Raw genomic sequence first — 26,582 nt, 5'->3', positions numbered from 1 at the left:
CAAGATAAATAAAAACCCTTTCCAATAAAAATATTAATTTTGTCGTAATGAAACTGATTGAAAATTTAGGGTCGTACTTTATGCTTATGGCTAAAGTATTCAGTAAACCGCAAAAAATAGGTGTTTTCTGGAAATTGACTATTAGGGAAATATATGATTTAGGAGTTAATTCATTAGGAATAGTAACTTTTATTTCAACATTCATGGGAGCTGTTGTAGCAATACAGATGGCTCAAAACTTTCAAGGTGCTGCAATTCCAGTTCCTGATGCCTATATTGGTTATGCTACTAAAGTTGTTTTAGTTTTAGAATTTGCTCCAACAATTATGTCGCTTATACTTGTAGGTAAAGTAGGTTCTTACATTGCATCGAGTATTGGAACAATGAGAGTAACAGAACAAATTGATGCACTTGATGTAATGGGAATCAATTCGGCAAACTTTTTGATTCTTCCAAAAATTATAGCTTGTGTATTTTTCAACCCATTATTAGTTATGGTTTCTATTGGGTTTGGACTTTTAGGAGGTTATTATATTGGCGTTTTTTCAAATTTATGGTCGGCAGCAGATTTTATTACTGGTTTACAAATGAATATGGCTACTAAGCTATTTGTTTACACATTTGTAAAAACAATGGTATTCGCGTTTGTTATTGCAACAATACCTGCATACTATGGTTATAAAGTAAAAGGAGGATCATTAGAAGTTGGTCGTTCTGCAACAACAGCCGTAGTTTGGACATCTGTAACAATTATTGTGATCAATTTAATATTAACACAAACAATTTTAAGTTAATGATCGAAGTAAAAGAAATAAGAAAATCATTTGATGCTGTAGAAGTTTTAAAAGGTTTTTCTGTAACATTTGAAAAAGGAAATGTTAGCTTAATTATTGGACAAAGTGGATCTGGTAAAACCGTTTTTCTAAAAAACTTAATTGGTTTATTAACACCTACATCAGGGAAAATCTTGTATGAAGGAGATAATATGATTGAGTTTGATTATGCTGAAAAACAACGTTTACGTTCAGAAATTGGTGTTGTATTTCAAGGTTCTGCTTTGTATGACACTATGAATATTGTAGAAAATGTAAAATTCCCTTTGGATATGTTTTCTACGATGTCTAATGCAGATGCAGAAAAAAGAGCTCGTGAGGTTTTAGATCGTGTTGAAATTGCAAAAACAGCGTTAAAGAAATATCCATCAGAAATTTCTGGAGGAATGCAAAAACGTGTTGCAATTGCTCGTGCTATCGTAAATAACCCAAAGTATCTGTTTGCAGATGAACCAAATTCTGGATTAGATCCTAAAACAGCCTTGGTAATTGATCAGTTAATTTACGACATCACCAAAGAATATAATACCACTACAGTTGTTAATACACACGATATGAACTCGGTTATGGAAATTGGAGATCATATTGTTTTCTTAAAAAATGGATTTTTAGAATGGGAAGGAACTAAGGATGAAATTTTGGTTGCTGACAATCCAAATGTGATTGATTTTGTTTACTCATCAAACCTATTCAAAAAATTGAGAGAAGCTTTATTGAAAGAAAAAGAATAAATCAATAAAAATTTAAAAAATGAAAAAAGTAATTTTAACGGCAATTGTCGGATTAGCAGCAAATTTTGCTTCAGCTCAAAATATTAATTTTGGTATTAAAGGTGGTGCGGTATTCAATACAGACAAAGGTGAAGTTTGGAGAGACGCAGGAGATATTTTTAAAAGAGACGGAAAAGCGTCTGCTGGATTTCAAGCTGGGGTATTATCTAGAATATCTTTAGCGGGTATCTATATTCAACCTGAGTTATTATATACTCAATTTAAAAATGATTATGATGTTCCAGCTGATGCAACATCTAATGACGTAAATACAAGATTTTCTGTTACTAAGAAACGTATTGATGTTCCTGTAAATGTTGGAAAAAGATTTTTAGGTATAGCTAACGTTCAAGCAGGACCAGTATTCTCTTACTATTTCGACGATAAAATTTCTGTAAAAGAATTTACAGCAGCAAAGCAAGACGAATTTAACGTAGGAATGCAAATTGGTGCTGGTGTAGAAGTTTCTAAATTATTGTTCGATTTACGCTATGAATTTGGTTTAGGAAAACTAGGAACTGAGATTGTAAATGGTAATAATAGAGAATTTAATACACAAAATAGACCACAAATGTTAAACCTAACAGTGGCATATTTATTCTAAAAGGTTGTTTGTAAATAAATTTATTGGATATATTTGTTCCAAATTGTATTTTTGCAACCTCGTAAAACATTAAAATGGCGAAAAATAATAAAAAAGAAGAATTTGCTACAGAGCAATTCGTGGAAAAATTAGATAAAACAGCTTTCAACGTAGAATTTTTTGTTGAAAAATATGCTAAAGCAATTGGTATTGGTTTAGGATTAATTATTGTAGTTGTTTTAGGTTATTTTGCTTACTTAAAGTTAGTTGTAGAACCTAAATCTGAAGATGCTTTTAAAGAAATGGTACAAGCAGAACGTCTTTTTGATCAAGATTCTATTAACGTAGCACTTAATGGTAGTGCTGGAAGTTTTCAAGGATTGCAACAAATTGTTGACGAATATGGAAATACTGACGCAGGAAACTTAGCTCGTTTCAAAGCTGCTAGCTCATATTATAAATTAGGAGATTATGCTTCTGCTGTAAAATTACTAGAAGATTTTAAGACTGATGATAATGTAATGTTAGCTCAAAAATATGGAATGCTAGGAAATGCATTAGTTGCATCTAATAAATTAGAAGAAGGGTTGCCTTACTATGTAAAAGCAGCTGAAGCAACAGAAGTAGAAACTTTACAATCTACTTACTACACAAAAGCAGGACAAATCGCAATGGAATTAGGAAAAAATGCTGATGCATTAAAATATTTCCAAGCTTTAGAAGATAAATATCCAAATGCTAATAACGGTGAAAATGCAAAATTCATCGAGCGTTTAAAATATGCTTCTGAAACTGCAAAGTAATTAGATTAAAATAAATAATTAAAAGTCGAACAATTGTTCGACTTTTTTTTATTGATTCATATCAAAGATTTTACTAAATCATTTTTGTAAATTTGTTATTCAATTTTAAAAAAATGGCAACAGAAAATAAAAATTTATCACAATACAATAAGTCTGAGTTACCTAATGTAGCTGGATCAAAATTCGCAATTGTTACATCTGAATGGAACAATCACATCACATTTAATTTAAGAGATGGAGCAAAAGACACATTAATCGACTTGGGTGCTAATCCGGAAGATGTTTCTTTATTTCATGTTCCTGGAAGTTTCGAATTAATTTATGGAGCAGATAAAATAGCTAAAACTCAACCAGATTTAGACGGAATAATTGTTGTTGGTTGTGTGATTAGAGGAGCTACAGCTCATTTTGATTATGTTTGCGAAGGTGTTACACAAGGAATTAAAGACTTAAACATTAAACATGATATTCCAATTATCTTTTGTGTTTTAACGGATGAAAACGAGCAACAATCAATAGATCGCTCTGGAGGAAAACACGGAAATAAAGGTGTAGAAGCTGGTGTTGCTGCTGTAATGATGGTAGATTTAAGAAGACAATTAAATAAATTATCAACAGGAAAATTTGTTTAAAAATTCTTTTTAATGCCTATTTCTGAAAACTTTAAATCAATTCACACTAAAAAATGGGAAATCTTTTTTTCTCAATGTGATCCTACAGCTCAATTAAAATTAACTCAATTAGCTAATTTATTTCAGTTAACAGCTTCCGAACACGCTACAAAAGGTGGATTAGGTTTTGAAGATTTACAAAAAGACAATCAGTCTTGGGTAATGAATAGGATTAGAATAGAAATTGATGAATTACCTTTTTGGAATGATATTGTTGAAGTTGAAACTTGGATTGAAATTTTAAAAGGTGCAAAATCAATTCGAGATTTTTCTATTCTCAAAAACGGTAAGAAATTAGTAAATGCGACAAGTTTATGGGCTGTTTTTAATACGAATAAAAGGCGTCCAGATATTTTACAAATTGACTCATCTCATATTGAACGTTTTCCTGATAGAAAACCAACTAAACAAGAAATTTCAATTTTAGAAAAAGACTTCGAAGCAGATTTAAAAACAAATTATAAAGTAAAGTTTTCTGATTTAGACATTGTAAATCATGTGAACAATACAAAATATTTAGAATGGTGTTTAGATACAATTGAGCCAGAAGTTTTGCTTAATCATCAAATAAAAGCTATCGAAATGAATTTTCTAAAGGAATTAAATCTTTTTGACGAAATAGAAATTCATCAACAAAAGAATAAGAATGGAATTCTATTTAGAATTCAACATCAAGATAAAATAAACTTTCTTTGCAACATAGAGTTGTAAAGAAAGTTCTATAATAAAGTTTTTAATCTTTTTTCAAGGTAATAAATCGTTATTCTAAGCTTTCTGAAGAATAATTAAATGTTCCAACAAGCCCAACAACAAACTATTTTTCTTTATTTAATACAAACTTTGCAGAATCTGCAGTCGTAATTTTATTTTTGTTTCTATCTAAACGAACAATTTTACCATCTTCTAGTAAATATCCATTTGGCGCATCAGCAATTTCTGGTAAAACAATTATAGTCCCATCTTTCTCAAATTCGAAAACACCAGTTGTCTTTAAAGCCATTTTGTCGACTCCAGTTCGTTTCGTTGAATAAACATATCCATGATTAGGAAGTAACTTAATTTCCATTTCAACGTTCTTACAATCTCCTTTTTCACATGGAAAAACACCTTTGTAAACACCTTCGTAATTAATTAATTTCTCTGTTGGTCCCGAGGCTATAGTATCAGTAATTTCTACCTCTGTGTTTACATCCTCTTTTTCACTTTTACAACTAAAAATAACTAAAGTGGTTAAAGTAAATAGAGCTAAGAAATAATTCTTCATATTCTAGATTTTAATTTAAAGGTACTAAAATTATAAGCGCAAAAAAAATCCTCTCGAAATTACTTCGAAAGGATTGTATGTTTAGATTTACTTTAATCTTATTAGAAAATCTCTTTTGCAGCAAAATGGAAAGCAGCTTCAATAGCAGCATTCTCATCAGAATCTGATCCGTGAACAGCATTAGCATCAATAGATTCTGCATATTTAGCACGGATTGTTCCTTCAGCAGCTTCAGCTGGATTAGTAGCACCAATTAAAGTACGGAAATCAGCTACAGCATTGTCTTTTTCTAAAACCGCAGCGACGATTGGTCCAGAAGTCATAAACTCTACTAAATCCTTAAAGAAAGGACGCTCTTTATGAATAGCATAAAATGCTTCAGCATCTTGTTTTGCTAATTGAGTCATTTTAGCAGCTTTAATTTTGAAACCTGCATCTGTGATGTCTTTTAAAATATCTCCGATATGTCCTTTTGCAACTGCATCAGGCTTAATCATTGTAAATGTAATGTTTGCCATTTTATTATAATTGTATTTAATACTGATTCTATGGACTGCGAAAATACAAAAAATAGATGAATATAGCTAAGGCGCAATTTAAAATTACACTGTATAAAATAAATACTTATATATATTATTCAAAAAGGAAATTAGTAGTTTTGATTATTTGATAGAATGTGACCACTATCTGAAAATAAAACTTTTGGATCTTTCCCCCAACGATTTTCACTAGCATGTCCTTCTGTAACTAACCAAATCAATAATAAAATTGGACCAATTACTGGAATAAAAACTATAAAATAAAAAAGGCCACTTCTTCCTGTATCATGTAATCTTCTAACATTTACAGCCAATCTCGGCAATGCAGTTGCAAGACAATAAAGCGACCAAATCCCTATCATAGAAAATCCTAAAATTCCCATAGGAGTTGCATCTACTGAGAAAATTGAAAATCCAAAAAACATTATGAATAGACAAAATAAAATAAATTGAATTATCAAATCCATTAAAATAAAATACCAATATTCACTTCTTCTAGCTCTTCCATAGAAATTTGTGTAATTTTCGAAAACGACCTTTGTGTACCAGTCAATCATAGTTTAAAATTTTCCGCTAAACTATTTAAAAAATAAAAATTTAACAATAGTAAACACATCTTTTAATACATTATTGAAAAAAAATTACTTTCAAGTAACAATTAGGAAAAAGATTAAATTAATTATAAAAAATATTTGCACATAAAATAATTCTTTATATATTTGCAGTCCAAAATAAGAACGATATTTTTTTATTTTGAAATGGCCGAGTGGCGCAACTGAATAGCGCACTTGATTACGGCTCAAGAGGTTACAGGTTTGAATCCTGTCTCGGTCACTAAAATGCTCAACGTATGACGCTGAGCATTTTTTATGAATATTAAATTCTATTGTTATTAATAAGAAAGTCCATCTACATTATGTAAATGGACTTTTTGGATTTTATCACTCAGCTTCAAAAGGTAAAATTAAGCTATTAAGCTCTCTTTATCAAACAAATAATCTATTTTACCAAGGACAATTTGCTGGCGCAGGATAGTATTCTTCGCTAAAAAATTTTGCCGTTGGTCCTGTTTCATCTAGTAATACATATTTTGCAATTCTTTGCCCTGCTTCTTCGGGTGTACTTGTTCCTTGATGATTTGTAAAATCAGTTTTAGTCCATCCAGGACAAACAGCATTTACTTTAAATGGTAAATCTTTTAGTTCATAAGCCAATTGTAAAGTATACATATTAAGTGCAGACTTAGAAGACTGATAGATTGCGTATCGTTTTGGATAATTCTCATTATCTATTTCTGCTGCTAAGGAAAGCGATGCCATAGCTGTACTTACATTTACAATTCTTGGCTCGGGAGATTTTTCCATCATATCAAGAAAAGTTTGAGTAACACTTATAACTCCAAAAACATTTGTTTCATAAACCTTTTTATACTCGTCTATTTTAGATGAAATTGCTGATTGTTCAAATTCTCCAGATATTCCAGCATTGTTTACCAAAATATCTAAAACGTCTGTTGTCTTTAGAATTTCTTTTTTAGCTTCATCTATAGATTCTTGATTGGTAACATCTAACCGAATAATGGCAACATTATGAATACCTCCTGTATTTAATTCTTTTAATGCTTTTGTTCCATTATCAAGATTACGACAACCAATATATACATAGATTCCTTGTTTTGCCAATATTTTAGCAACCTCAAAACCAATCCCTTTATTTGCTCCTGTTATCAATGCTGTTTTCATTTCTCTTTATTTTGTTATCACAAAGCTAGCAGATGAAACAGCAACTAATAAGGACAAATCTATTTAATTGCTGGACAAATCTTGTATCTCGCTAAGGTAGTCGCGCACACTCATTCCTGTATTTTTTTTGAATAAACGAGAGAAATAACTAGGATCACTAAACCCAAGTTCATAAGCCAATTCTTTTACCGAAAGATTCGAATATTGAAGCTTTCGTTGCGCTTCCATCATAATTCGATTGGTTATCCATTCTTTAGGAGACAAACCGCCAAATTCTTTTACTATTGCATATAATGTATTCGAAGTTAGAGATAACTGATCGGCAATTCTTTGTACATCATGATGCTCATTTAATTGAGTCTCTACAGCGATTTTAAAAGCGATATATTTTTCTAATTTTGATCCTTTCAATTCTTTCTGATCTTGATATTGTTCAAAATATGCTGTATTATATTCTGTTAATAAAGTATGTAAATGAGCCAAAATAACTTCAGCTTTTTTCTGCTTGCCAGAACCATTTAAGAGCTGGAACAAACCAGAAAGTAAATTTTTTATTCTTTGTTGTGACTCTAAATCAAACTGAATTGAATTAGCTGCAAATGGATTAAATAAAAATGGATAATTACCAGGTAATAAACTAAGTGTGTGCTCGTCAAAAGAAAGAGCATATTGTAGCATATTTACATCGTAAGGTAACTTTGTAAAAATCTGATTTGGTACACCAAAAGCTAATTCACCATCAGCAATTGTAAACTCAGTTAAATCTGTTTTAAAAGTTGCCGAGCCTTTTTCCATGTACTGAAAATAATAAAACGAAAGTCGGTGAGGTTTTCTTAATACTTCTAAAACATCATCTGGTAAAGAAACTTTACAGTTTTCGTTTAAAGCAATCAGTAATTTATTATGTTGTCTTATCTTGTTTAATAATCCTACTGTCTCTTCCATTCTAAATTGATTATGAAACAAATGTAAAATAAAACAAGATGATAATAGTAGATTTTAACTACATCATTTTAAAACTAAAAATATAATATTGCTTTTGCCAAATGGCAAGTAATGAACTTTTTTTTACAAATAATTTTACATCATAATTAATTTAAATATAGATTAAAAAATGAAAAAAATAGTTTTAGTTACTGGTGCTACATCTGGTATAGGAAAAGCTACCGCGATATATTTAGCAAAAAAAGGATACATCGTATATGGTGCAGCAAGAAGAGTAGAATTATTAGAAGACTTAACATTATATGGAGTAAAACCCGTTGCTTTAGATGTAACAATTGATAGTAGTATAACGACTTGTATAGATATAATTTTAAAGCAAGAAAAAAGGATTGATATTTTGATTAACTGTGCTGGTTTAGGTTCTTATGGAGCCTTAGAAGATGTTTCGATAGCAGAAGCAAAAAATCAGATGGAAATTAATCTATTTGGAGTTTCACGCTTAATACAGCTAGTATTACCAGAAATGAGAAAAAATAGCTATGGAAAAATTGTAAATATATCTTCTATTGGTGGAAAAGTAGGATTACCACTAGGAAGCTGGTATCATGCTAGTAAATTTGCAATTGAAGGATTAAGTGATTGTTTAAGAAACGAAGTAAAACAATTCGGTATAGATGTAATTGTAATTGAACCAGGAGGAACAAAATCAGAAATGATTCAGAATGGAACTGACGATTTAATGCGTGTTTCGGGAAAAACAGTATATAAAGATTTAGCTAAAGCCGTAATTAAGTCTTATACAGCTCAAAAAGAAAAAGCAATTGAAGCTGTAGAAATTGCAAAATTAATTACAAAGTCTATAGAATCTAAATCTCCTAAAGCACGTTATGCAGCAAGCAATGCAAAACCTTTTTTATTTATAAGAAAGCTATTATCAGATAAGTTATTTGATAAATTAATTATGAGCCAAATGAAATAACAATGGAAATTTTAATTAACTATTTACAGCAATTTGGAAATTTAAACAGTCAACAGATTGAATTAATAAAAAGTAAAGTAACAAGTAGAAAAACTACTAAAGAAGAATTTTATCACGAAGCTGGAAAAATTCCGAATGAAATTATTTTTCTAACGGAAGGAATTATGCGTGTTTGTTATTACAATCATAAAGGAGATGAAATAACTAAATATTTCTTAAGTGAAAATAATTTTTTAGCTGATATCAACAGTTATAATCAAGAGATTCCGTCTACAGAATATATTCAAGCCATTACAAATTGCGAATATTTCGTGTTATCTAGACAAGCAATGAAAGAATTATCTGCGACAATAATTCAGTGGGATCAGATTATTGCTAAAATTACAGCGAAAGGATTAGCAGATAAAGTAAATAGAATAAGCCCTATGATGACAGAAAATGCAAAAGAGCGTTATGAAAATTTTTTAAATAGTTTTCCGTCAGCAAACAAGATACCTTTGTCCTATGTTGCATCATATCTTGGGATAACACAGTCTTCTTTAAGCAGAATAAGAAAAGATATTACTTTATAATCATAATCAATAAAAAAGTCCATTTAAAAAATTTAAATGGACTTTCTATTTTTTATTATTTCTTTCTGAAATAAATCTCAATCGGAACACCTTCAAAATTGAATTCCTTTCTCAATTGATTTTCGATAAATCGTTTATACGGATCTCTAATATATTGCGGCAAATTACAGAAAAATGCAAACTGAGGCGTTTTTGTAGGTAATTGCGTTACATATTTTATCTTCATATATTTTCCTTTCACCGCTGGTGGAGGAGTAATTTCAATAATCGGTAATAACGTTTCGTTTAATTTACTTGTTTTAATACGACGACTTCTGTTTTCGTAAACTTCTATAAACGTATCAACAGCTTTTAAAACACGTTGTTTTGTTAATGCAGAAATAAACAATACAGGAACATCTGTAAATGGAGCAATACGACGTAAAATAGCATCCTTGTACTCTTTCATCGTATTTGTTTCTTTTTCTAATAAATCCCATTTATTAATTAAGATAACAACTCCTTTACGGTTACGTTCTGCTAAATAAAGGATATTTAAATCTTGTGCTTCAATTCCACGCTCCGCATCAATCATTAACACACAAACATCACACTCCTCTATTGCACGAACTGAACGCATAACAGAATAAAACTCTAAGTCTTCACTTACTTTTCCTTTTTTACGCATTCCAGCAGTATCTACCAAAACAAATTCGTGTCCGAATTTATTATATAATGTTTCGATAGAATCACGTGTTGTACCTGCGATATCTGTTACAATGTTACGCTCTTCTCCAAGTAAAGCATTAATTAAAGTAGATTTTCCAGCATTTGGACGACCTACGATTGTAATTTTTGGTAAACCTTCAAATGGATCAATATGTTCTTCTTCTGTAAAACAATTAACCACATCATCTAATAATTCACCTGTACCACTACCACTCATTGCAGCGATTGTGTACATATTCTCGATTCCTAAGTTATAAAACTCATAGGTATCTTCTAAATTTTTGTTGGTATCGACCTTATTCACTACTAAAAATGTAGGCTTTTTAGAGCGTCTTAAAAGGTTGCCAACTTCCTTATCCATGTCCGTTAATCCAACTTGATTATCTACCATAAACAAAATAACGTTTGCTTCATCAATGGCTAATTCAACTTGTTTGCGGATCTCTTCTTCAAAGGTATCATCAGAACCAACGACATACCCTCCGGTATCTATTACGGTAAACTCTTTTCCATTCCAATCCGATTTTCCATAATGACGGTCACGTGTAACACCAGAAGTGTCATCTACGATGGCTTGTCTTTTTTGGATTAAACGATTGAAGAATGTAGATTTACCAACGTTTGGTCTTCCTACAATTGCAACTATATTTGACATTTTGCAAAGGTATGATATTTGTTAAATATTTTTGTATTAAATTTTTAAGATGTAAGTTTTAAAAAATAAAAAAGGTTAGAAATAATTTTCTAACCTTCTTGTATATTATTTTGCAACTTTAAAAAGTTCTTTTTCAGCAACAACTTTTCTTAATCCTGAACTAGAAAAACGATGATCTCTAGAATTGTAATATAATTCAATTCCTTTCTCTTCGCAATATTTTCTACCAGTAAAGTTTTTATCTTGATATTCTATTCCTAATATTCTAACATCAATATGGAATGATCTTAAAACATCTTCTAAATCTTGTTCTGTAGCATAAGGAATAATTTCATCTACAAACTTACATCCCTTTAATTGGATATAACGCTCTACTACTGTTTGAGTAGGTTTATTTTTTTCTGGTCTATCTAACGTTGGGTCAGTCTGTAGTCCAACAATTAAATAATCACATTTCTGTTTTGCATCTTCAAGCATCTTAATATGCCCTGCGTGCAAAAGGTCGAATGCACTAAAAGTTATTCCAATTTTCATAGTATTTTAGGTTTTAGTTATATCTAATCTTCACTAGATCGATTATAATCATCCTCTATACGAACAATATCTTCTTCTCCAAAATACGTGCCATGTTGTACTTCAATAAAAATCAACGTTTCGTCTCCGATGTTTTTAATACGATGTTTTGCCTTTAAAGGAATAATTACTACTTCTCCAGCTTTGTATTCATAATCTTTATCATCAAGTGTCACTAAAGCTTTACCTTGAACAATTGTCCAAACTTCAGCACGATGATTATGGTACTGGTAAGACAAACGTCCTCCAATATTTACCTCAATTCTTTTCAGCTTATAAAAGTCAGTATCTTCTAATACATAGTAAGATCCCCACGGTCTATTTCCTATTTCCATTTGCAATGCAATTTACAATTATTTAAAAACGTTTACAACAAATATTTGATTAAAAAAATGTTATATCGTATATAATAAAAAAAACCTCAAGCAATTGCTTGAGGTTTTAAAATGTGGTGCCTCCAGGAATCGAACCAGGGACACAAGGATTTTCAGTCCTTTGCTCTACCAACTGAGCTAAGGCACCGTTCATTTTGGATTGCAAATATAAGGATGTATTTTTTATAAATCCAAAATTATTTTCAAATATTTTTAAAATAATTTTTAATAAATTAATTATCAATACAATAAAAATAAAAAAGTTTAAATTTCAAAAAAATAATGGTGCATCAAACCTACTAATTCCGAAAATAGAATATTCAAATTGAGCCTCATTAATTTGAGAAATTTCAGAAAAACAACATCATAAATTGATTTATTGATAATGAAACAATGTTTCCTGAAATTCAAGATTTATTTTATACTACAATAAAATTAAATTACACTTAACTTTGGCGCTTGCTTTAAATAAATTAAAAAATAATGAAATATGGAATAGAGGCGGCTTCTATTTATGTTCCGCGTATATATTTGCCAATAAAAGATTTAGCTATAAAAAGAAATATAGATCCTGAAAAATTAGAATTAGGCTTAGGATTAAAGAAAATGGCTGTTTTGGATGTTCACGAAGATACAGCTACTATTGCAGCGAATGCTTTATTAAAACTTATCACAGATTTCAACATAAATCCTTCAGAGATTGGTCGTGTTTATCTAGGAACAGAAAGTGCCTTAGATGGAGCAAAACCAACTGCAACTTACGCAGTACAACTAGTAGAATCTGTTTTAGCAGAAAAACTTGGAGAAAGAGCATTTAAAAATACTGATGTTGTTGATATGACTTTTGCTTGTATCGGAGGTGTTGATGCCATGCATAATTCTATAGATTATGTGAAGGTAAATCCTGCTAAAAAAGCAATTGTAATTGCAGCTGATTATGCAAAATATGGTTTAGAATCTACGGGTGAATATACACAAGGAGCTGGAGCTGTTGCTTTACTTATTTCTAACCAGCCAGATGTAATAGCATTTGATGGTATTTGGGGAATTGGAATGGAATCTGTTTTTGATTTCTTTAAACCTCATCAATCAACAAAAAATCCTGCAATTTTACAAGCATTAGAAACTACAAAAACTGAAGTTGAAATTTTTTCTGACGAACCTGTTTTCGAAGGACAATACTCAAACGAATGTTATAAAGACCGCGTAAGAGAAGCCTACTTTAACTTTAAAGAAAAGGCTAATTTGCAAGGTAAATTATATGAAAATTGGCGTTATATAGCATTTCATCTACCTTATGCTTTTCAAGGTAAAAGAATGTTTTCTGATGTTTTTTCTTTGGAAAATGGAGAAGAAAACACAAACGATAATTTAAAAATTATAGCCAAATCTGATGCTTATAAGACATTAGTAAAAGAAAAAATTGAACCTACTCAACGCGCTTCTTCTGCTATCGGAAATATGTACACAGCTTCTATTTTTACTGCATTTTTATCGGCCTTACAAGTAAGCTCAGATAATGGTGAAGAACTAGAAGGAAAAGAAATAGGTTTTATTGCTTATGGATCTGGATCAAAATCTAAAGTATTCCAAGGTAAAGTTGGTAAAGAATGGAAAAAAGTAATTGATAAGATCAATTTATTTAACTATTTAGAAAATAGACAAGCCATTTCTTTTGAAGAATACCAAGATTTACATAATAAAAAATTAACTCAATCTATAGATGATTCTAAAGGTTTTGCCTTAGAAAGAATAGAAACTGATAATCCTGATTTAAAAGGAGCGAGATACTATACTTTTAAAAAATAAGTTAATTTATACACCATATAAAAAAAGGTTGCTTTATTTAAAAGCAACCTTTTTTTATGATCAATCGAGTATTAAATACTTATTAAATATGTCTTAAATACTTACTATGAATGAATAAAAATACATTATAATTTTAATAAAAAAAAGCTATACTATTATTAAATAATTGGCATATCGTTTGTTAATGTGGGAAATATTAATTAACACATCTTAAAACCTATTTCTTTTATATGAATATTTAAAATAACCATATAAATACATGTTTTCAAGCTATTTTATAAAAGTAATTTGGAAAAAAATTAACCAACCTTAACCAAATTTTAATAAATATGAAAAACCTCTTCAGTTTATTACTCCTATTCACTAATATCTGCATATTTGCGCAAATCGGAATAGGAACGTCAACTCCTCGAGGAGCTTTAGACATAAACTCTCCAACAGAAAGTATAGCAGGATTAGTTCTGCCATCTAATTTAGATGCAACAAATATCAAGAACCCTGAAACAAATAACAATCCAGTTCCAGGTACTATTTTTTACGACATAAAAAATAGCTGTATAAGATTATATAAACAAACAAATACATGGTCAGATTGTTTTTGTGAAGATTGCTCTAAACCCATAAATCCTACAATACCAATAATAACCCCTTAAGTTTTTTAACCAAATAAAAACAATTACTATGAAAAAATCATTTATCCTATCATTTTTATATATAGGATTACTTTCTTACGCTCAAGTGGGAGTAGGAACAACAACCCCTAGAGGGGCATTAGATATTAACAAACCAACTACAAACGATAATGGTTTAGTTCTACCAACAAATAGTAATGTTAGTAATATTATAAATCCACAAAACGGAGGAAGTCCAGTACCTGGAACAGTTATGTACGATTCTACATTAGACTGCGTACGTCTATATAAAACAGATAACTCATGGTCTAACTGTATTGGAGAAAAAAATTATTCTGATACAGCAAGAAAAGGAAAAGGTGTTTTTATGGCTACCTCTCATCTTACTACTTTTGATACTCAACCATGGTTAGAACATATTGTAAATCGTAAAAATTTTGGAGCTAATGAAGGTATATACGATAAATCTATTAGTTGGGTTAGAGCCGGTCAACCAGTACGTACTCATTCCATATCTAATCCTGGACAATCTTCAACGAATAGAGGAGGTACAGCTGTAGAAAATATGATTTCTGGAGAAGAAATCTATAGTAGATATAATATAGTGCATGCCGAAGGAGCTATTATTACTTCTATTTCATCAACATCAAATAATACTAGAGCAATTTTATTAGCCGATAAATTAAAAGATTATGTAAACAGAGGTGGAGTATTATTTATAAATTTAAGTCAAAGGAATGATACAGGTGGAAGAGTTTTGGCACAATCTCTATTCAAGGAATATACTGGACAAAATTTGAACTATACAAGTAGTAGATCTTTTCTCAATAAAGATGTAGTAATAACAAATCATGATGTAAATAATGGACCATTTGGCGACCAAAGAAATATTAAATATTTTACAAATAACAATGATAGCAGATCACGTGTAACATTACCTTATGAACTAATCTCTTCTACAGATTTACCTGAAGGTAGTGAAGTATATTTAGAAAACCTTGATACTAAAGAAGCTTTATTTTTCGCAACAGGTCCTGGAAATAGAGTTGTATTTTACTTTGGTCATACTATAAATATTTTGCCTAGAAACTTAACAACAGCATCTGATCTTCAAAAATTAAAATCGGTATTTTCTTTTAACCAAATGGTTAACTTAATAAATAAAACAAACTAATATGTTTGACTAAAATAGTTAGTTATTAAAAAAGCTAGTTCATAATAAATAATGAACTAGCTTTTGTATTAATTATATTATTCTTTTTTATGAATTTCCATACATGTTAGATTCACCTCCATCTATCGCAATAACTTGTCCTGATACATATCCATTTTCATCACTAAGAAGATAAGCAACTAAATTTCCTACATCTTTCGGATCACCTAACTTTCTTGTAGGATTTCTTGACGCATATTCTTTTTCAGCTACTTTAGGATCACTAGGATTTACTTGTTTAAAAGCCTCTGCAACCATTGGTGTTAAAATAGCACCTGGTGCTATAGCATTTGTTAAAATATTATCTTTCCCATACTCCAACGCAGCATTCTTTGTCATACCAGCAACCGCATGTTTTGTTGCCACATAAGCTGTCTGATTTAAAACACCTCTTATACCACCAACAGAAGCTACATTAACAATTTTTCCTCCTCCATTCTTTTGTAATTCAGGAATAACGTATTTCATTCCATAATGAACACCCATCAAATTAATGTCTACAACTTTTTTAAAAACATCTATATCATAATCAATTAATGGAGCTTGCTTCCCTTCTATTCCAGCATTATTATAAAGTCCATCTATCTTTCCGAATTCTTTTACAGTTTCTTCTACATATTTTTTCACATTCTCTTCAATAGAAACATCTGCAACTACAGTTAAAAATTTACTTTCTGGATATTTTTCTTTTAGCTCATTTTTTGCTTTTTCTAAACTATCATTATTATAATCTACCAATGTTAAGTTAGCTCCTTTTGAAGCTAATGCTTCAGCTGCTGCATATCCTAAACCCATTGCAGCACCAGTTATTATAATTGTTTTCCCTTTAAAATTTGACATATTATATTTATTTTTACTCTCATAAAGTTAGCTAATACGTTAATTGAAGTCTGTTAAGATGATATTAAATTTTAAATATTTAAACGTTTAAAAATGTATTTCGTATGCGATAATTATATGGTATGATTTGCTATCTTTACAGAAATAGTATAATCGGAAAGATGAAAAAAATAGCTTTTATTTTATTAAACTTAGCAGTTATGACTGGAGTTAATGCTCAGAGTTACAAGAAAAAGTATCCTGAAACAAAAAAAGGAGATCATGTAGATACTTATTTTGGAGAAAAAGTACAAGATCCATACCGTTGGTTAGAGAATGATTTGTCTCCAGAAACAAAAAAATGGGTTGTAGAGCAAAATAAAACAACTTATGCTTATTTAAATGACATTCCATTAAGAGCTCAATTAAAAAAATCTTTAACTGAAATATGGAATTACGAGAAAATTTCTACTCCATTTAAAGAAGGAGATTATACTTATTATTATAAAAATGACGGTTTACAACAACATTCTGTTTTATACCGTAAATTAGGAGAAGAAGGAATTGAAGAAATTTTCTTAGATCCAAATAAGTTTTCTAAAGATGGTTCTGTTTCTTTATCAGACGTTAGTTTTTCTAAAGATGGAAGCTTAGTTGCTTACTCAATTTCTGAAGGAGGTTCTGATTGGAGAAAAGTAATTATTTTAAATGCAAAAGATAAAAAACAAGTAGGAGAAACATTAATTGATGTTAAGTTTTCTGGAATCGCTTGGAAAGGAAACGATGGTTTTTATTATTCTTCTTACGATAAACCAAAAGGATCAGAATTATCAGAAAAAACAGATCAACATAAATTATATTATCACAAGTTAGGAACTTCTCAGAAAAAAGATCAAATGATTTTCGGAGGACAAGCAATTCCTCGTCGTTACGTTGGTGCTTACTTAACAGATGATGAACGTTTCTTAATCATTACTGCTGCTAATACGACGTCAGGAAACGAATTATATTATCAAGATTTATCTCAAGCAAATGGGAAAATAAATACAATTGTTGATAATTTTGAGACGAATACATCTATTATAGATAACGATGGTGAAACTTTCTATTTATTTACAAATAATAAAGCGCCAAATAATAAAGTTGTAAAAGCAACTACTGCAGATTTAAGCGAAAGTGCTTGGCAAACTGTTATTCCAGAAACAGAAAATGTATTAAATATTTCTACAGCTGGTGGATATTTATTCGCTAAATATTTAAAAGATGCCATTTCTGTTGTAGAACAATATAAATATGACGGTACGAAAGTTCGTCAAATAGAATTACCAGGAGTTGGTTCTGCATCTGGTTTCGGAGGAAAAAAATCTGAGAAAGATATTTATTTTGGTTTCTCAAATTATATTACACCTTCTACAAGTTATAAATACAATGTAGAAAGCGGGAAATTTGAAGTTTATATTAAACCAAATGTAAAATTTGATTCTGATGACTACATCTCTGAACAAATTTTTTACACATCAAAAGATGGAACAAAAGTTCCAATGATTATTACGTATAAAAAAGATCTTAAGAAAAATGGTAAAAACCCTACAATTGTTTACGGTTATGGAGGTTTCAATATTAGTTTAACACCAGGATTTAGCCCAGCAGTTGCTGCTTGGATAGAGAATGGAGGTATTTACGCTGTTCCAAATTTACGTGGAGGAGGTGAATATGGAAAAAAATGGCACGATGGAGGTCGTCAGTTTAATAAACTAAATGTATTCAACGATTTTATTGCTGCTGCAGAATACTTACAAAAAAATAAATATACTTCACCAGACTTTACAGCTTTATCTGGAGGTTCTAATGGAGGTTTATTAGTAGGTGCTACAGAAACTATAAATCCTAAAGTTGCAAAAGTTGCGTTACCAGCGGTTGGAGTTTTAGATATGTTACGTTACCATACATTTACTGCTGGTGCAGGTTGGGGATATGATTACGGAACAGCAGAGGATAGTAAAGAAATGTTTGAATATTTAAAATCTTATTCTCCTGTTCATAATGTAAAAGAGGGAACTTGTTATCCTGCAACATTAGTTACAACAGGAGATCATGATGATCGTGTTGTTCCTGCTCATTCATATAAATTTGCAGCAAATTTACAAGCTAAACAAGGTTGTGACAATCCTGTTTTAATTAGAATTGAGACAAAAGCTGGTCATGGAGCTGGTCGTTCTACAGAAGTTGTAATTAACGAAACAGCTGATAAATATGCATTTACATTATGGAATATGGGAATTAAAAAATTAAAATAATATCCAATATTAAATAAATATCAATCCATCTGAGCAATCAGATGGATTTTTTACATTTACAAAAAAATGAAAATGAAATACACATTTACTTTATTAACTCTACTTTCTTCATTTACTTTCGGACAATATGTTAAAAATGCAACCATTGTTTTAGATAATGGAAAAAAGATTGAAACAGAAGAAATTATTTACGGAGAGAAAGAATATCAATTTGTAGAAAAAGAGGTTCCTTATACTCTACAGACTGTAAAAATCAAAAAAGTTTCTAATATTGAATTTGATTCAATTAACTTTTCTAAAGAAATTCCTAAACTTAAAGAAACATATTTCGAAAATGATTTACCAGAAGGAATTTATGAAACAATTGAAGATTTTTATAATAGAAAACCTTCTTCTACTGAGAAATTAGCTGGCAGACCAGATGGAGAAGATTTTTTAGAAAGACCTAAAGATTTAATGACTTTTAAAAGAAGATCCGATGATGAAATTCTAAGAACTGCATTTGCAGTTGTATATTATAATGATTTATATTTTGGAGTAAAAGGAATTAATAAAAATGAATCGAAAAAAATGAAAGGTTCTGCTAATTTGGGAACACAAAGTATGAGATACGTTAGAGTTAAATTTAAAAATGATGACTATTATTATACGGATTTTCCAGTATCCTCAAATTCTACTTTTTGGATGGTTGCAGGAGGAGTTGCAGGAGGAATGATTGGTGGAGCTATTGCAGGAGCACTTTCTTCGAATCATAGTGGTTATGTACCTATTGTTTTACTGAACAGCGAAAAAAAGTTTTACAAAGTACAAGGCTGCAAGAAATTCAATGAATATTTCGGGACTAATCTCAATATGAATTTTGATTGTGAAAATAAGGAAGAATATAATATTCAGAATGTTAGAAAATTAATGATAAATAATATTAAATAATATCAATCCATCTGAGTAATCGGATGGATTTTTTACTTTTACAAAAAATTAAAATGAAATATACCTTTACCTTATTTACTCTACTTACCTCATTTGCATTTGGTCAATACATAAAGAAAGCAACAATTACTTCTAAAAAAACAAATGAAAAGTTTGAAATTACAAACGTACAATACTTAAAAGACGGTAAGTTTATTAAATTTAATACTGATAATTTTAAAAACGCATTAGTTTATGCTCGTTTAAAAGATATTGACTTAGAATTTGATTCTATTGATTATTCTAAAAGCATTCCTGATATAAAACAAACTTATTATGAAGGAACTTTAAACTATCCTGATGGACTATATTTAACGATAGAGAGTTTTATTAACAAGACTCCTGAGGCAATCACTTTCGAAAAGAAACCTAATATGCAGGCGGAGGCATTTGAATACTCTGATGATTTAGTTAATTTTTACGACAGGAAAGGAAAGTTCCCAGAGTTTCAGCAAAATAAATACTTTGCTATAGTACAAAATGGAGATGTTTATTTTAGTTTGAAGCAATTTTCTAAATTAACTAAAAAAAGTAAAACTAATCTTGGTAGTGGCATTCCTAGCTTTGCTTATGTTAGAGTGAAAGCAGGAAGTGAAAATCATTTATATTTTGAATTACCAAAGGGAATGGATAGTGATTTCACTTCAATATTTGCTATTGCTGGAGGTGCAATAGGAGCAGCGGTAGGAGCTGTTACTGATGCAATTGTATCAAACAATAAGAAAGAAGATTATTCTCAAAGCTATATTAATCTTGTTAAAAATAACTTTACATTTCATGATATCAATTATATGAAAGGAGTTATTTTTGATGTGAAGTCAAAAGAATTTTTCTTTCTAAAAGATTGTTCAGACTTAGATAATTACATAAAAATGTATAAATCAGAATTAACTATAGATTGTAAAACTGAATATACATTAGACAAACAAAGAGAAATTATAAATAATATTAAATAAACATCAATCCATCTGAGCAATCAGATGGATTTTTTTACTTTTTATAAAACAATATAAGTGAATAGACTAATAGCAAGTAGTAGAAAAATTATTTTTAATAATTAGAATTTATAAGGTATAAATAACATAACCTTTATACATTATTTTAGAAGTTTTTTCTAATTTTAAATACTTAAATAATTTAAATATATAAAAATGAGTACAAAAACATACGCAGCATTTAACGAAGTAGATGCATTAGCACCACATACAATAAAACGTCGTCAATTATCACCAAAAGACATCTTTATAGATATCGAATATTGTGGTGTTTGTCATAGTGATATTCATACTGCAAAAGGAGATTGGGGAAAACCAAATTATCCTGTTGTTCCTGGGCACGAAATTATTGGGCGAATTAAAGAAGTAGGTTCAGAAGTAACTAACTTTAAAGTTGGAGATTTAGTAGGTGTAGGTTGTATGGTAGAATCTTGTCAAGATTGTCATCCTTGCGAAGAAGGTTTAGAACAATATTGTGAAAATGGTTTTACAGGAACTTACAATTCTAAAAACTCTAAACATGGAGGTGTTACTTATGGTGGATATTCTGAAAACATCGTAGTAGAAGAAAAATTTGTTCTTCGTGTACCAGAAAACATCGATGTAAAAGCTGCTGCACCATTATTATGTGCTGGGATTACTACTTGGTCTCCATTACGTCATTGGAATGTAAAACCAGGAGATAAAGTTGGTGTTATTGGTCTTGGTGGATTAGGTCACATGGGAGTTAAATTTGCAAAAGCAATGGGTGCTCATGTTGTAATGATTACAACTTCTGAATCTAAAGGTGCAGATGCTAAAAAATTAGGAGCAGATGAGGTATTAATATCTAAAGATAATGCACAAATGGAAGCGCATAAAAATTCATTTGATTTTCTTTTAAATACAATCCCTGTAAAACACGATGCTAATCCATATTTAAATCTTTTAAAACTAGATAAAACAATGTGTATCGTTGGAGCAATAGAACCAATAGAAGCTGTAAACGGAGGTTTATTAGTAATGAAAAGAAAAAATTTAGCAGGATCATTAATCGGAGGTATTAAAGAAACACAAGAAATGTTAGATTTTTGTGGAGAACATAATATTGTTTCTGATGTTGAGGTAATTGATATTCAAACAATCAATACTGCTTACGAAAGAATGATGAAGTCTGATGTTAAATATCGATTTGTAATTGATATTAAATCATTAAAAGAAGCTTAAAATTATTTTTAAATACTAAAAAATCCGCTTTATAAGCGGATTTTTTTATGTCTAATAATATGTATAATTATTTAGCAACAGAATCTGTTTTAGCAGAATCAACTGTTACACTTTCTACAGAATCAGCTGTTTGAGCAGGAACTTCTGTTTGTTCTATATTTAAAGAATCCTCCGTTGGTGCTGAAGGTTCTGGCTGAGAAGCATTTTCTTTACAAGAAAATGTTGTAAATGAAATAGCTACAAAAGCGATTAATGCAATTTTTTTCATAACTTTAATTTTTTATGTTTTAAAGGACTATATTAATTAATGATTCAAAGTTAGATGAAGCAATCTAAAGATTGAAATAAAACTGTTGTAAGATTTTTGTAATTCAATCTCTTGTAATTTTTACAAAAATTTAACTTAATCAAAGTACGATAAAAAGCCTAAAGCAATGCTATTATCAGAAATAAATCATTTTATTTGTAGCGAAATTAAAACGGAAATTGTAAAATAGAATTCTATTTTACAAAACATTGATAAACAAATAGGTAAACAATATTTTTTTGAGCAAATTTACAGATATAGAAATTTTTGAGATTTTAAAAAAAGCGATTGCTAATCGTTTTTTAGAAGAAAACTCTGCTCAATCAGAAAATATATCAGATTGGAAGGGACAAGAAATAACAAGTTTTCAAGACGATTTATTTAATAAAACTAAATCCACTGTTAGTGAAAAATGGTTTTATACTTATTTTAAATCAGATTTTAAGAAACTTCCTCGCATAGACATGCTAAATTTACTAGCACAATATTGCGGATATAAGAATTGGGCACATTTTTTAAATGTTCAGAAAATAGAACATTTTGAGACAGATAAACCAAAAACTGATTCTATAATAGAAGAAAAAATTGAATTAGTTTCTTCTGATATAGACACTATTGATCATGATGAAAATATTGAGCAAAAAGTAAAAATAAAAGAAGTAGAAAAAAATAAAAAAACAAATTTTAAGCTACGTACAGCTTCTATGGTTGCTTTTGTTGTTATTCTACTTACTGTTATTGCAACGTCTGTTTACTTTGCTTTTTTTAGTCAAAGAGAATATGAATTTTGTTTTGTAGATGCGGATCGCCAAACTGCTGTAACAAACTCTGTTGAGATCACAATTTTAAGAGATGGTTTTACTCCACTCTATTTATCTACAAAAACTGGTTGTATTAAATTTAAATCTGAAACCGATACAATTAAAATGTTTGTGAGTTCGCCTTATTATAAACAAGATACTTTTAAGGTTAACCTTCATCAATATAATCAACCCGAAAAATTACTATTAGAACCAGATGATTATAAAATTATGCTGTACTACTACTCTAATTCTGCAAAGGATTTAAAGCAACGTATAGATAAACTAAATCAGATGATTGCTGATAACGCCTTAATTTATCAGGTGTATGATAACGATTTTTTTGGTGTAGAGATTCTTTCAAAACAGCAGTATATAAACTTGGTAACGATACCAACAACCTCTTTAAAGAATTTTTCTTTAATAGAATCAGAAAACAAAAATGGGAAAATTGTCAAATTAAAATTTAAAATCCAACAAGATGAGAATGATAAATAAAATTACTCAATTTAGCATGTTATTGCTATTAAGTGTTTGGATATTACTTTCGTGTAAAGACGAAAAGTACAAAGGTGATTATAATCCAGATACAATTAAAGGTTATAAGAACGAAGCCGCCACAGTAAGTAGTAAAATGGATTCTGTAGAAGCTGTAAATTTTATTACAAAACAGAAACTAAGAGAGTTGTATGAACTTTCTGCTTTGGCATCAAATTCTAATGATACTGTACTTAATAGTTTATTAAGAGAGCAATTATTAACCTATTTCCCGAAAAAAGATACTACAGAAATATTTTCATTGTTAAGAGATTTATCTTCTAAGAAAGTAACCTATACTTCTGTAACTAAATTTAAAATTTTAGCAAAAGATTCAATTACGCCAGATTCAATCAAAAAAGTTGCTTATTCTATAAATTATTTTAATGAAGATAAGAAACTAATAGAATCAAATGACAGAATTGGTATATTCGTTTTAAAACAAGAACCAATACAATTTAAAAGAGAGTTTAAGTTTTACTTTACATCTTTAAATGAGAATGACACCATTCAGGTAAACGATTCTATTCCGCCTGGTGTTACACAAAAGTCTATAGGAAAATCTCCGAAATAAACATCATCAATACTATCAATAGGTCTAAAATAAGTTAGGCCTATTTTTTTTGCATCAGGTCTACATCTCGATAAAAATTTATCGTAATATCCACCTCCATAACCAACACGATTACCTTTTTTATCGGCAACAAACATTGGTATAAAAATAACATCAATTGCTGTAGATTCTATTTCTTTATATACAATAGGTTCTGGAATATGAAGAGAATTTAATTGTGTCTCAAATCCTTTTTCAACTTTACAGTTTATCATATCATCACCAACAACAAGTGGTAAGGTAACAGTTTTGTTTTGGCTAAATAGCCACTCTATAATAGGGTAAGTATTAATTTCGTTATTTTTTTCTATTGGTAGAAAAATATGGAAAGTTTGATCCAACGAAAGGTCTAAAAACTGAAGTTGATCAGATATTTCTTTACTTAAACGTTCAACGTCTTGTTTAGAAAATTGTTTTCTGATATTTCTGTAATATTTCCTAACCTCAGCTTTTAGCATTACGTCTAAATTATTGTTTAAACTAATTTAGAAATAATTTTAAATAAGTGATTAATCTTTTAATAAAAAGAAAATAAATATCCCTCCAATAACAGCAGAAGCAAGTAAAATATCTACTAATTTAACATTTATTCCTAATCTCTTTAAAAAAGATTCTTTGTAGGTTTTATGAATTCTTTTTGACATAAGTTATAAGTTTATTTTATTGTCTATTATAAATAGGATGCAAAAATAAAAAAAGGTTGCGTTAAAAAATATGAAAATAGAATTTTAGAATTGTTTAAAACAATATTACTTAATAATAAATATTTAAAACAAAAATAAACCCCTATTAATCAAATAAATAGGGGTATTGTTAAATTTTTGTGAAATTTTATATTTCTTTTACTGTAATAATGTTTACTGGACAAGCTTTTGCTGCTCGATCACAATTGTCAGCAATTGTATGATCTGGATCTTTTAAAGTATGAAAACCTTTTTTATCAATTGATTTTAGCAAAACAGATTTACCATCTTTTTTAGACATACGAAAGCGTTCTGGTGCTAATTCGTAGCAATAGTTGCAGCCAATACATTTATCGCGTTGTAATGTAATAATAACCATTAATTAAGTAGTTTTTAGTGAGAATATGCTCCTTCTGCAACACTATTTTGCTGTGTTCCTGGCTCGTCTACTTTTACTAATTTATATAATTTATCTGAAGGGCGGATTCTAAATTCCATTGGAATTGTAATACTATCTCCTTTCTTAGCTGTATTGCTTTCTACATCTTCTACAAACATTGATGGAACAACCATTTCTTTTGCTCCTGTTGTAGGTCCTGTAACTAAAATTAAATCACCAACTTTTAAATCGTAAGCATCAATAACAAATTGTCCAATGTTAGCTTTTGGGAAAAAGTGAACACCTTTACCAATGTAAACTTTTTTCTGTGTTGCCATAGATCCTGGAACAGCAGACCATTCTCCTAATTTCTGACCTAAATAATACCCAGACCAAAAACCACGATTATAGACTGTTTGTAATAATCCCATCCAGTAATCTACTTTCTCTTTAGAATATGTCCCATCAGCAATAGAATCTATTGCTTCTCTGTAACAACGAATAACTGTTGCTACATATTCTGGAGAACGTCCACGACCTTCTATTTTTAATACTTTTACGCCAGCTTCAACAACCTCATCTAAAAATTCCATTGTACATAAATCTTTAGGAGACATCATGTACTCATTATCTAATTCGATCTCGAAACCAGTTTCTTGGTCAATAACTGTATACTTTTTACGACAATTTTGTTTACAAGCACCACGATTGGCAGATGAATTATGAGAATGTAAGCTTAAGTAACATTTCCCAGAAACAGCCATACACAATGCTCCGTGACCAAAAATTTCTATTTCTACTAAGTTTCCACTTGGTCCACGTACATCATCTTTTACAATTTGTTCGCAAATCTTATTAATTTGTTTCAAACTCAACTCACGCGATAATACCATTGTATCTGCAAACATTGCATAAAACTTAACAGTTTCTATATTTGTTACGTTAATTTGAGTTGAAATATGTATTTCGACACCAATTTGTCTTGCATAAGCAATAACCGATTGATCCATTGCAATAACAGCCGTAATATTAGCTTGTTTTGCACTGTCCAATAAGTTTTTAATTAAAGACAAATCGTGGTCATATATAATTGTATTTAATGTAAGATAAGAACGTACACCTTTCTCTTCACAACGTTGTACGATTTCTGGTAAATCTCCCATTGTAAAGTTAATTGATGCTCTCGCACGCATATTTAACTGATCAACTCCGAAGTATACAGAATCTGCTCCATTATCTAATGCTGCCTGCAACGATTCGAAATTCCCAGCAGGAGCCATTAACTCCATTCTTCCATTATTAGTCATACGAA

The 26,582-nt window shown here is 29.8% G+C and carries 31 protein-coding genes and 2 tRNA genes; 18 read left to right on the top strand and 15 right to left on the bottom strand.

The genetic code is table 11. The features are described 5' to 3' along the window. The first annotated feature begins 47 nt into the window (after nucleotides 1-47). The 6 genes from BUA86_RS10400 (at nucleotide 48) to BUA86_RS10375 (ending at nucleotide 4,371) form a co-directional block, all read left to right on the top strand. Nucleotides 48-794, top strand: a complete 747-nt coding sequence (locus tag BUA86_RS10400) for an MlaE family ABC transporter permease (protein WP_072932457.1) — start codon at nucleotides 48-50, stop codon at nucleotides 792-794. Next, entirely contained in the window at nucleotides 794-1,564 is a 771-nt protein-coding gene (locus BUA86_RS10395; protein WP_072932456.1) for an ABC transporter ATP-binding protein, read from the top strand. The genes BUA86_RS10400 and BUA86_RS10395 overlap by 1 nt, the downstream gene beginning before the upstream one ends. A 19-nt stretch (nucleotides 1,565-1,583) precedes the next feature. After that, nucleotides 1,584-2,207 (top strand): porin family protein, encoded by a 624-nt coding sequence (locus BUA86_RS10390; RefSeq protein ID WP_072932454.1) that lies wholly within the window; start codon nucleotides 1,584-1,586, stop codon nucleotides 2,205-2,207. Between the two features lie 74 nt (nucleotides 2,208-2,281). Next, a complete protein-coding gene (locus BUA86_RS10385; RefSeq protein ID WP_072932452.1) occupies nucleotides 2,282-2,989 on the top strand; it encodes a tetratricopeptide repeat protein in 708 nt (235 codons plus the stop codon). A gap of 113 nt (nucleotides 2,990-3,102) precedes the next feature. Further along, nucleotides 3,103-3,621, top strand: coding sequence for a 6,7-dimethyl-8-ribityllumazine synthase (ribH, locus tag BUA86_RS10380; RefSeq protein WP_072932450.1), 519 nt, complete (start codon nucleotides 3,103-3,105; stop codon nucleotides 3,619-3,621). A gap of 12 nt (nucleotides 3,622-3,633) precedes the next feature. Then, the gene (locus BUA86_RS10375; protein ID WP_072932449.1) at nucleotides 3,634-4,371 is read left to right on the top strand and encodes an acyl-[acyl-carrier-protein] thioesterase; all 738 of its coding nucleotides are present in this window, start codon (nucleotides 3,634-3,636) and stop codon (nucleotides 4,369-4,371) included. A gap of 103 nt (nucleotides 4,372-4,474) precedes the next feature. Here BUA86_RS10375 and BUA86_RS10370 read toward each other — a convergent pair whose 3' ends face one another. The 3 genes from BUA86_RS10370 to BUA86_RS10360 form a co-directional block, all read right to left on the bottom strand. Next, nucleotides 4,475-4,924: a copper resistance protein NlpE N-terminal domain-containing protein gene (locus BUA86_RS10370; protein WP_072932448.1), complete on the bottom strand. Its 450-nt coding sequence runs from the start codon at nucleotides 4,922-4,924 to the stop codon at nucleotides 4,475-4,477. A 101-nt stretch (nucleotides 4,925-5,025) separates the two neighbouring features. Next, a complete protein-coding gene (locus BUA86_RS10365) occupies nucleotides 5,026-5,442 on the bottom strand; it encodes a nucleoside-diphosphate kinase (protein ID WP_072932447.1) in 417 nt (138 codons plus the stop codon). 131 nt (nucleotides 5,443-5,573) lie between these two features. Beyond that, nucleotides 5,574-6,020 (bottom strand): DUF805 domain-containing protein, encoded by a 447-nt coding sequence (locus BUA86_RS10360; RefSeq protein WP_083580348.1) that lies wholly within the window; start codon nucleotides 6,018-6,020, stop codon nucleotides 5,574-5,576. Between the two features lie 203 nt (nucleotides 6,021-6,223). On the opposite strand from BUA86_RS10360, the gene BUA86_RS10355 reads away from it, so the two are divergent. After that, nucleotides 6,224-6,297: transfer RNA gene (locus BUA86_RS10355), tRNA-Arg, on the top strand. A gap of 170 nt (nucleotides 6,298-6,467) precedes the next feature. On the opposite strand, the gene BUA86_RS10350 is transcribed toward BUA86_RS10355, so the two are convergent. Together BUA86_RS10350 and BUA86_RS10345 are read right to left on the bottom strand one after the other, a co-directional pair. Next, nucleotides 6,468-7,205 carry an SDR family oxidoreductase gene (locus tag BUA86_RS10350; protein ID WP_072932446.1) on the bottom strand — a complete coding sequence of 246 codons (738 nt, stop codon included), beginning with the start codon at nucleotides 7,203-7,205 and terminating at the stop codon, nucleotides 6,468-6,470. A gap of 63 nt (nucleotides 7,206-7,268) precedes the next feature. After that, nucleotides 7,269-8,150: a helix-turn-helix domain-containing protein gene (locus tag BUA86_RS10345; protein ID WP_072932445.1), complete on the bottom strand. Its 882-nt coding sequence runs from the start codon at nucleotides 8,148-8,150 to the stop codon at nucleotides 7,269-7,271. Nucleotides 8,151-8,319: 169 nt separating this feature from the next. Here BUA86_RS10345 and BUA86_RS10340 point away from each other — a divergent pair, with 169 nt between their 5' ends. Both BUA86_RS10340 and BUA86_RS10335 read left to right on the top strand, forming a co-directional pair. Beyond that, nucleotides 8,320-9,129: an oxidoreductase gene (locus tag BUA86_RS10340; protein WP_072932444.1), complete on the top strand. Its 810-nt coding sequence runs from the start codon at nucleotides 8,320-8,322 to the stop codon at nucleotides 9,127-9,129. A 2-nt stretch (nucleotides 9,130-9,131) separates the two neighbouring features. Further along, on the top strand, nucleotides 9,132-9,701 hold the full coding sequence (locus tag BUA86_RS10335; protein WP_072932443.1) for a Crp/Fnr family transcriptional regulator: 570 nt from the start codon (nucleotides 9,132-9,134) through the stop codon (nucleotides 9,699-9,701). Nucleotides 9,702-9,756: 55 nt separating this feature from the next. Here BUA86_RS10335 and der read toward each other — a convergent pair whose 3' ends face one another. From der to BUA86_RS10315, 4 genes are all read right to left on the bottom strand, one after another. After that, entirely contained in the window at nucleotides 9,757-11,064 is a 1,308-nt protein-coding gene (gene der / locus BUA86_RS10330) for a ribosome biogenesis GTPase Der (RefSeq protein WP_072932442.1), read from the bottom strand. Between the two features lie 105 nt (nucleotides 11,065-11,169). Next, on the bottom strand, nucleotides 11,170-11,598 hold the full coding sequence (locus BUA86_RS10325; RefSeq protein ID WP_072932441.1) for an adenylyltransferase/cytidyltransferase family protein: 429 nt from the start codon (nucleotides 11,596-11,598) through the stop codon (nucleotides 11,170-11,172). A 23-nt stretch (nucleotides 11,599-11,621) separates the two neighbouring features. Next, nucleotides 11,622-11,972: a phosphomannose isomerase type II C-terminal cupin domain gene (locus BUA86_RS10320; RefSeq protein WP_072932440.1), complete on the bottom strand. Its 351-nt coding sequence runs from the start codon at nucleotides 11,970-11,972 to the stop codon at nucleotides 11,622-11,624. Between the two features lie 114 nt (nucleotides 11,973-12,086). Beyond that, nucleotides 12,087-12,159, bottom strand: a tRNA-Phe gene (locus tag BUA86_RS10315). Nucleotides 12,160-12,494: 335 nt separating this feature from the next. Here BUA86_RS10315 and BUA86_RS10310 point away from each other — a divergent pair. The 3 genes from BUA86_RS10310 (at nucleotide 12,495) to BUA86_RS10300 (ending at nucleotide 15,626) form a co-directional block, all read left to right on the top strand. Next, nucleotides 12,495-13,820 (top strand): hydroxymethylglutaryl-CoA synthase family protein, encoded by a 1,326-nt coding sequence (locus BUA86_RS10310; RefSeq protein ID WP_072932439.1) that lies wholly within the window; start codon nucleotides 12,495-12,497, stop codon nucleotides 13,818-13,820. Between the two features lie 329 nt (nucleotides 13,821-14,149). Beyond that, entirely contained in the window at nucleotides 14,150-14,473 is a 324-nt protein-coding gene (locus tag BUA86_RS16050) for a hypothetical protein (RefSeq protein WP_143147298.1), read from the top strand. Nucleotides 14,474-14,501: 28 nt separating this feature from the next. Continuing rightward, nucleotides 14,502-15,626 carry a hypothetical protein gene (locus BUA86_RS10300; RefSeq protein WP_072932436.1) on the top strand — a complete coding sequence of 375 codons (1,125 nt, stop codon included), beginning with the start codon at nucleotides 14,502-14,504 and terminating at the stop codon, nucleotides 15,624-15,626. 87 nt (nucleotides 15,627-15,713) lie between these two features. Here the strand turns inward: BUA86_RS10300 and BUA86_RS10295 are convergent, their stop codons facing one another. Beyond that, nucleotides 15,714-16,505, bottom strand: coding sequence for a glucose 1-dehydrogenase (locus BUA86_RS10295; protein ID WP_072932434.1), 792 nt, complete (start codon nucleotides 16,503-16,505; stop codon nucleotides 15,714-15,716). 161 nt (nucleotides 16,506-16,666) lie between these two features. Here BUA86_RS10295 and BUA86_RS10290 point away from each other — a divergent pair, with 161 nt between their 5' ends. From BUA86_RS10290 to BUA86_RS10275, 4 genes are all read left to right on the top strand, one after another. Next, entirely contained in the window at nucleotides 16,667-18,781 is a 2,115-nt protein-coding gene (locus BUA86_RS10290) for a prolyl oligopeptidase family serine peptidase (protein ID WP_072932432.1), read from the top strand. Between the two features lie 72 nt (nucleotides 18,782-18,853). Continuing rightward, nucleotides 18,854-19,711, top strand: coding sequence for a hypothetical protein (locus BUA86_RS10285; protein ID WP_072932431.1), 858 nt, complete (start codon nucleotides 18,854-18,856; stop codon nucleotides 19,709-19,711). A 53-nt stretch (nucleotides 19,712-19,764) separates the two neighbouring features. After that, nucleotides 19,765-20,706 carry a hypothetical protein gene (locus BUA86_RS10280; protein WP_143147297.1) on the top strand — a complete coding sequence of 314 codons (942 nt, stop codon included), beginning with the start codon at nucleotides 19,765-19,767 and terminating at the stop codon, nucleotides 20,704-20,706. Between the two features lie 195 nt (nucleotides 20,707-20,901). After that, nucleotides 20,902-21,951 carry an NAD(P)-dependent alcohol dehydrogenase gene (locus BUA86_RS10275; RefSeq protein ID WP_072932427.1) on the top strand — a complete coding sequence of 350 codons (1,050 nt, stop codon included), beginning with the start codon at nucleotides 20,902-20,904 and terminating at the stop codon, nucleotides 21,949-21,951. A gap of 67 nt (nucleotides 21,952-22,018) precedes the next feature. On the opposite strand, the gene BUA86_RS10270 is transcribed toward BUA86_RS10275, so the two are convergent. Beyond that, nucleotides 22,019-22,219 (bottom strand): hypothetical protein, encoded by a 201-nt coding sequence (locus BUA86_RS10270; protein ID WP_072932426.1) that lies wholly within the window; start codon nucleotides 22,217-22,219, stop codon nucleotides 22,019-22,021. Nucleotides 22,220-22,497: 278 nt separating this feature from the next. Between BUA86_RS10270 and BUA86_RS10265 the strand changes: the two genes are divergently transcribed. Together BUA86_RS10265 and BUA86_RS10260 are read left to right on the top strand one after the other, a co-directional pair. Further along, nucleotides 22,498-23,556, top strand: coding sequence for a hypothetical protein (locus BUA86_RS10265; RefSeq protein WP_072932424.1), 1,059 nt, complete (start codon nucleotides 22,498-22,500; stop codon nucleotides 23,554-23,556). After that, nucleotides 23,546-24,169: a hypothetical protein gene (locus BUA86_RS10260; RefSeq protein ID WP_072932422.1), complete on the top strand. Its 624-nt coding sequence runs from the start codon at nucleotides 23,546-23,548 to the stop codon at nucleotides 24,167-24,169. The genes BUA86_RS10265 and BUA86_RS10260 overlap by 11 nt, the downstream gene beginning before the upstream one ends. On the opposite strand, the gene BUA86_RS10255 is transcribed toward BUA86_RS10260, so the two are convergent. The 4 genes from BUA86_RS10255 to BUA86_RS10245 form a co-directional block, all read right to left on the bottom strand. Further along, the gene (locus tag BUA86_RS10255; RefSeq protein ID WP_072932420.1) at nucleotides 24,106-24,666 is read right to left on the bottom strand and encodes a 5-formyltetrahydrofolate cyclo-ligase; all 561 of its coding nucleotides are present in this window, start codon (nucleotides 24,664-24,666) and stop codon (nucleotides 24,106-24,108) included. The genes BUA86_RS10260 and BUA86_RS10255 overlap by 64 nt on opposite strands. Nucleotides 24,667-24,717: 51 nt before the next feature. Beyond that, nucleotides 24,718-24,852, bottom strand: a complete 135-nt coding sequence (locus tag BUA86_RS16360; RefSeq protein ID WP_262891201.1) for a hypothetical protein — start codon at nucleotides 24,850-24,852, stop codon at nucleotides 24,718-24,720. A gap of 187 nt (nucleotides 24,853-25,039) precedes the next feature. Further along, on the bottom strand, nucleotides 25,040-25,270 hold the full coding sequence (locus BUA86_RS10250) for a ferredoxin (protein WP_072932418.1): 231 nt from the start codon (nucleotides 25,268-25,270) through the stop codon (nucleotides 25,040-25,042). A 14-nt stretch (nucleotides 25,271-25,284) separates the two neighbouring features. Continuing rightward, the gene (locus BUA86_RS10245) at nucleotides 25,285-26,577 is read right to left on the bottom strand and encodes a peptidase U32 family protein (protein WP_072932416.1); all 1,293 of its coding nucleotides are present in this window, start codon (nucleotides 26,575-26,577) and stop codon (nucleotides 25,285-25,287) included. Between the last annotated feature and the right edge of the window lie 5 nt (nucleotides 26,578-26,582).

Origin of the sequence: Chishuiella changwenlii, assembly GCF_900142565.1 — a bacterium.
In the GTDB taxonomy this organism is placed as follows: Bacteria; Bacteroidota; Bacteroidia; order Flavobacteriales; family Weeksellaceae; genus Empedobacter; species Empedobacter changwenlii.
This window is presented reverse-complemented; position numbering and strand designations above follow the sequence as displayed.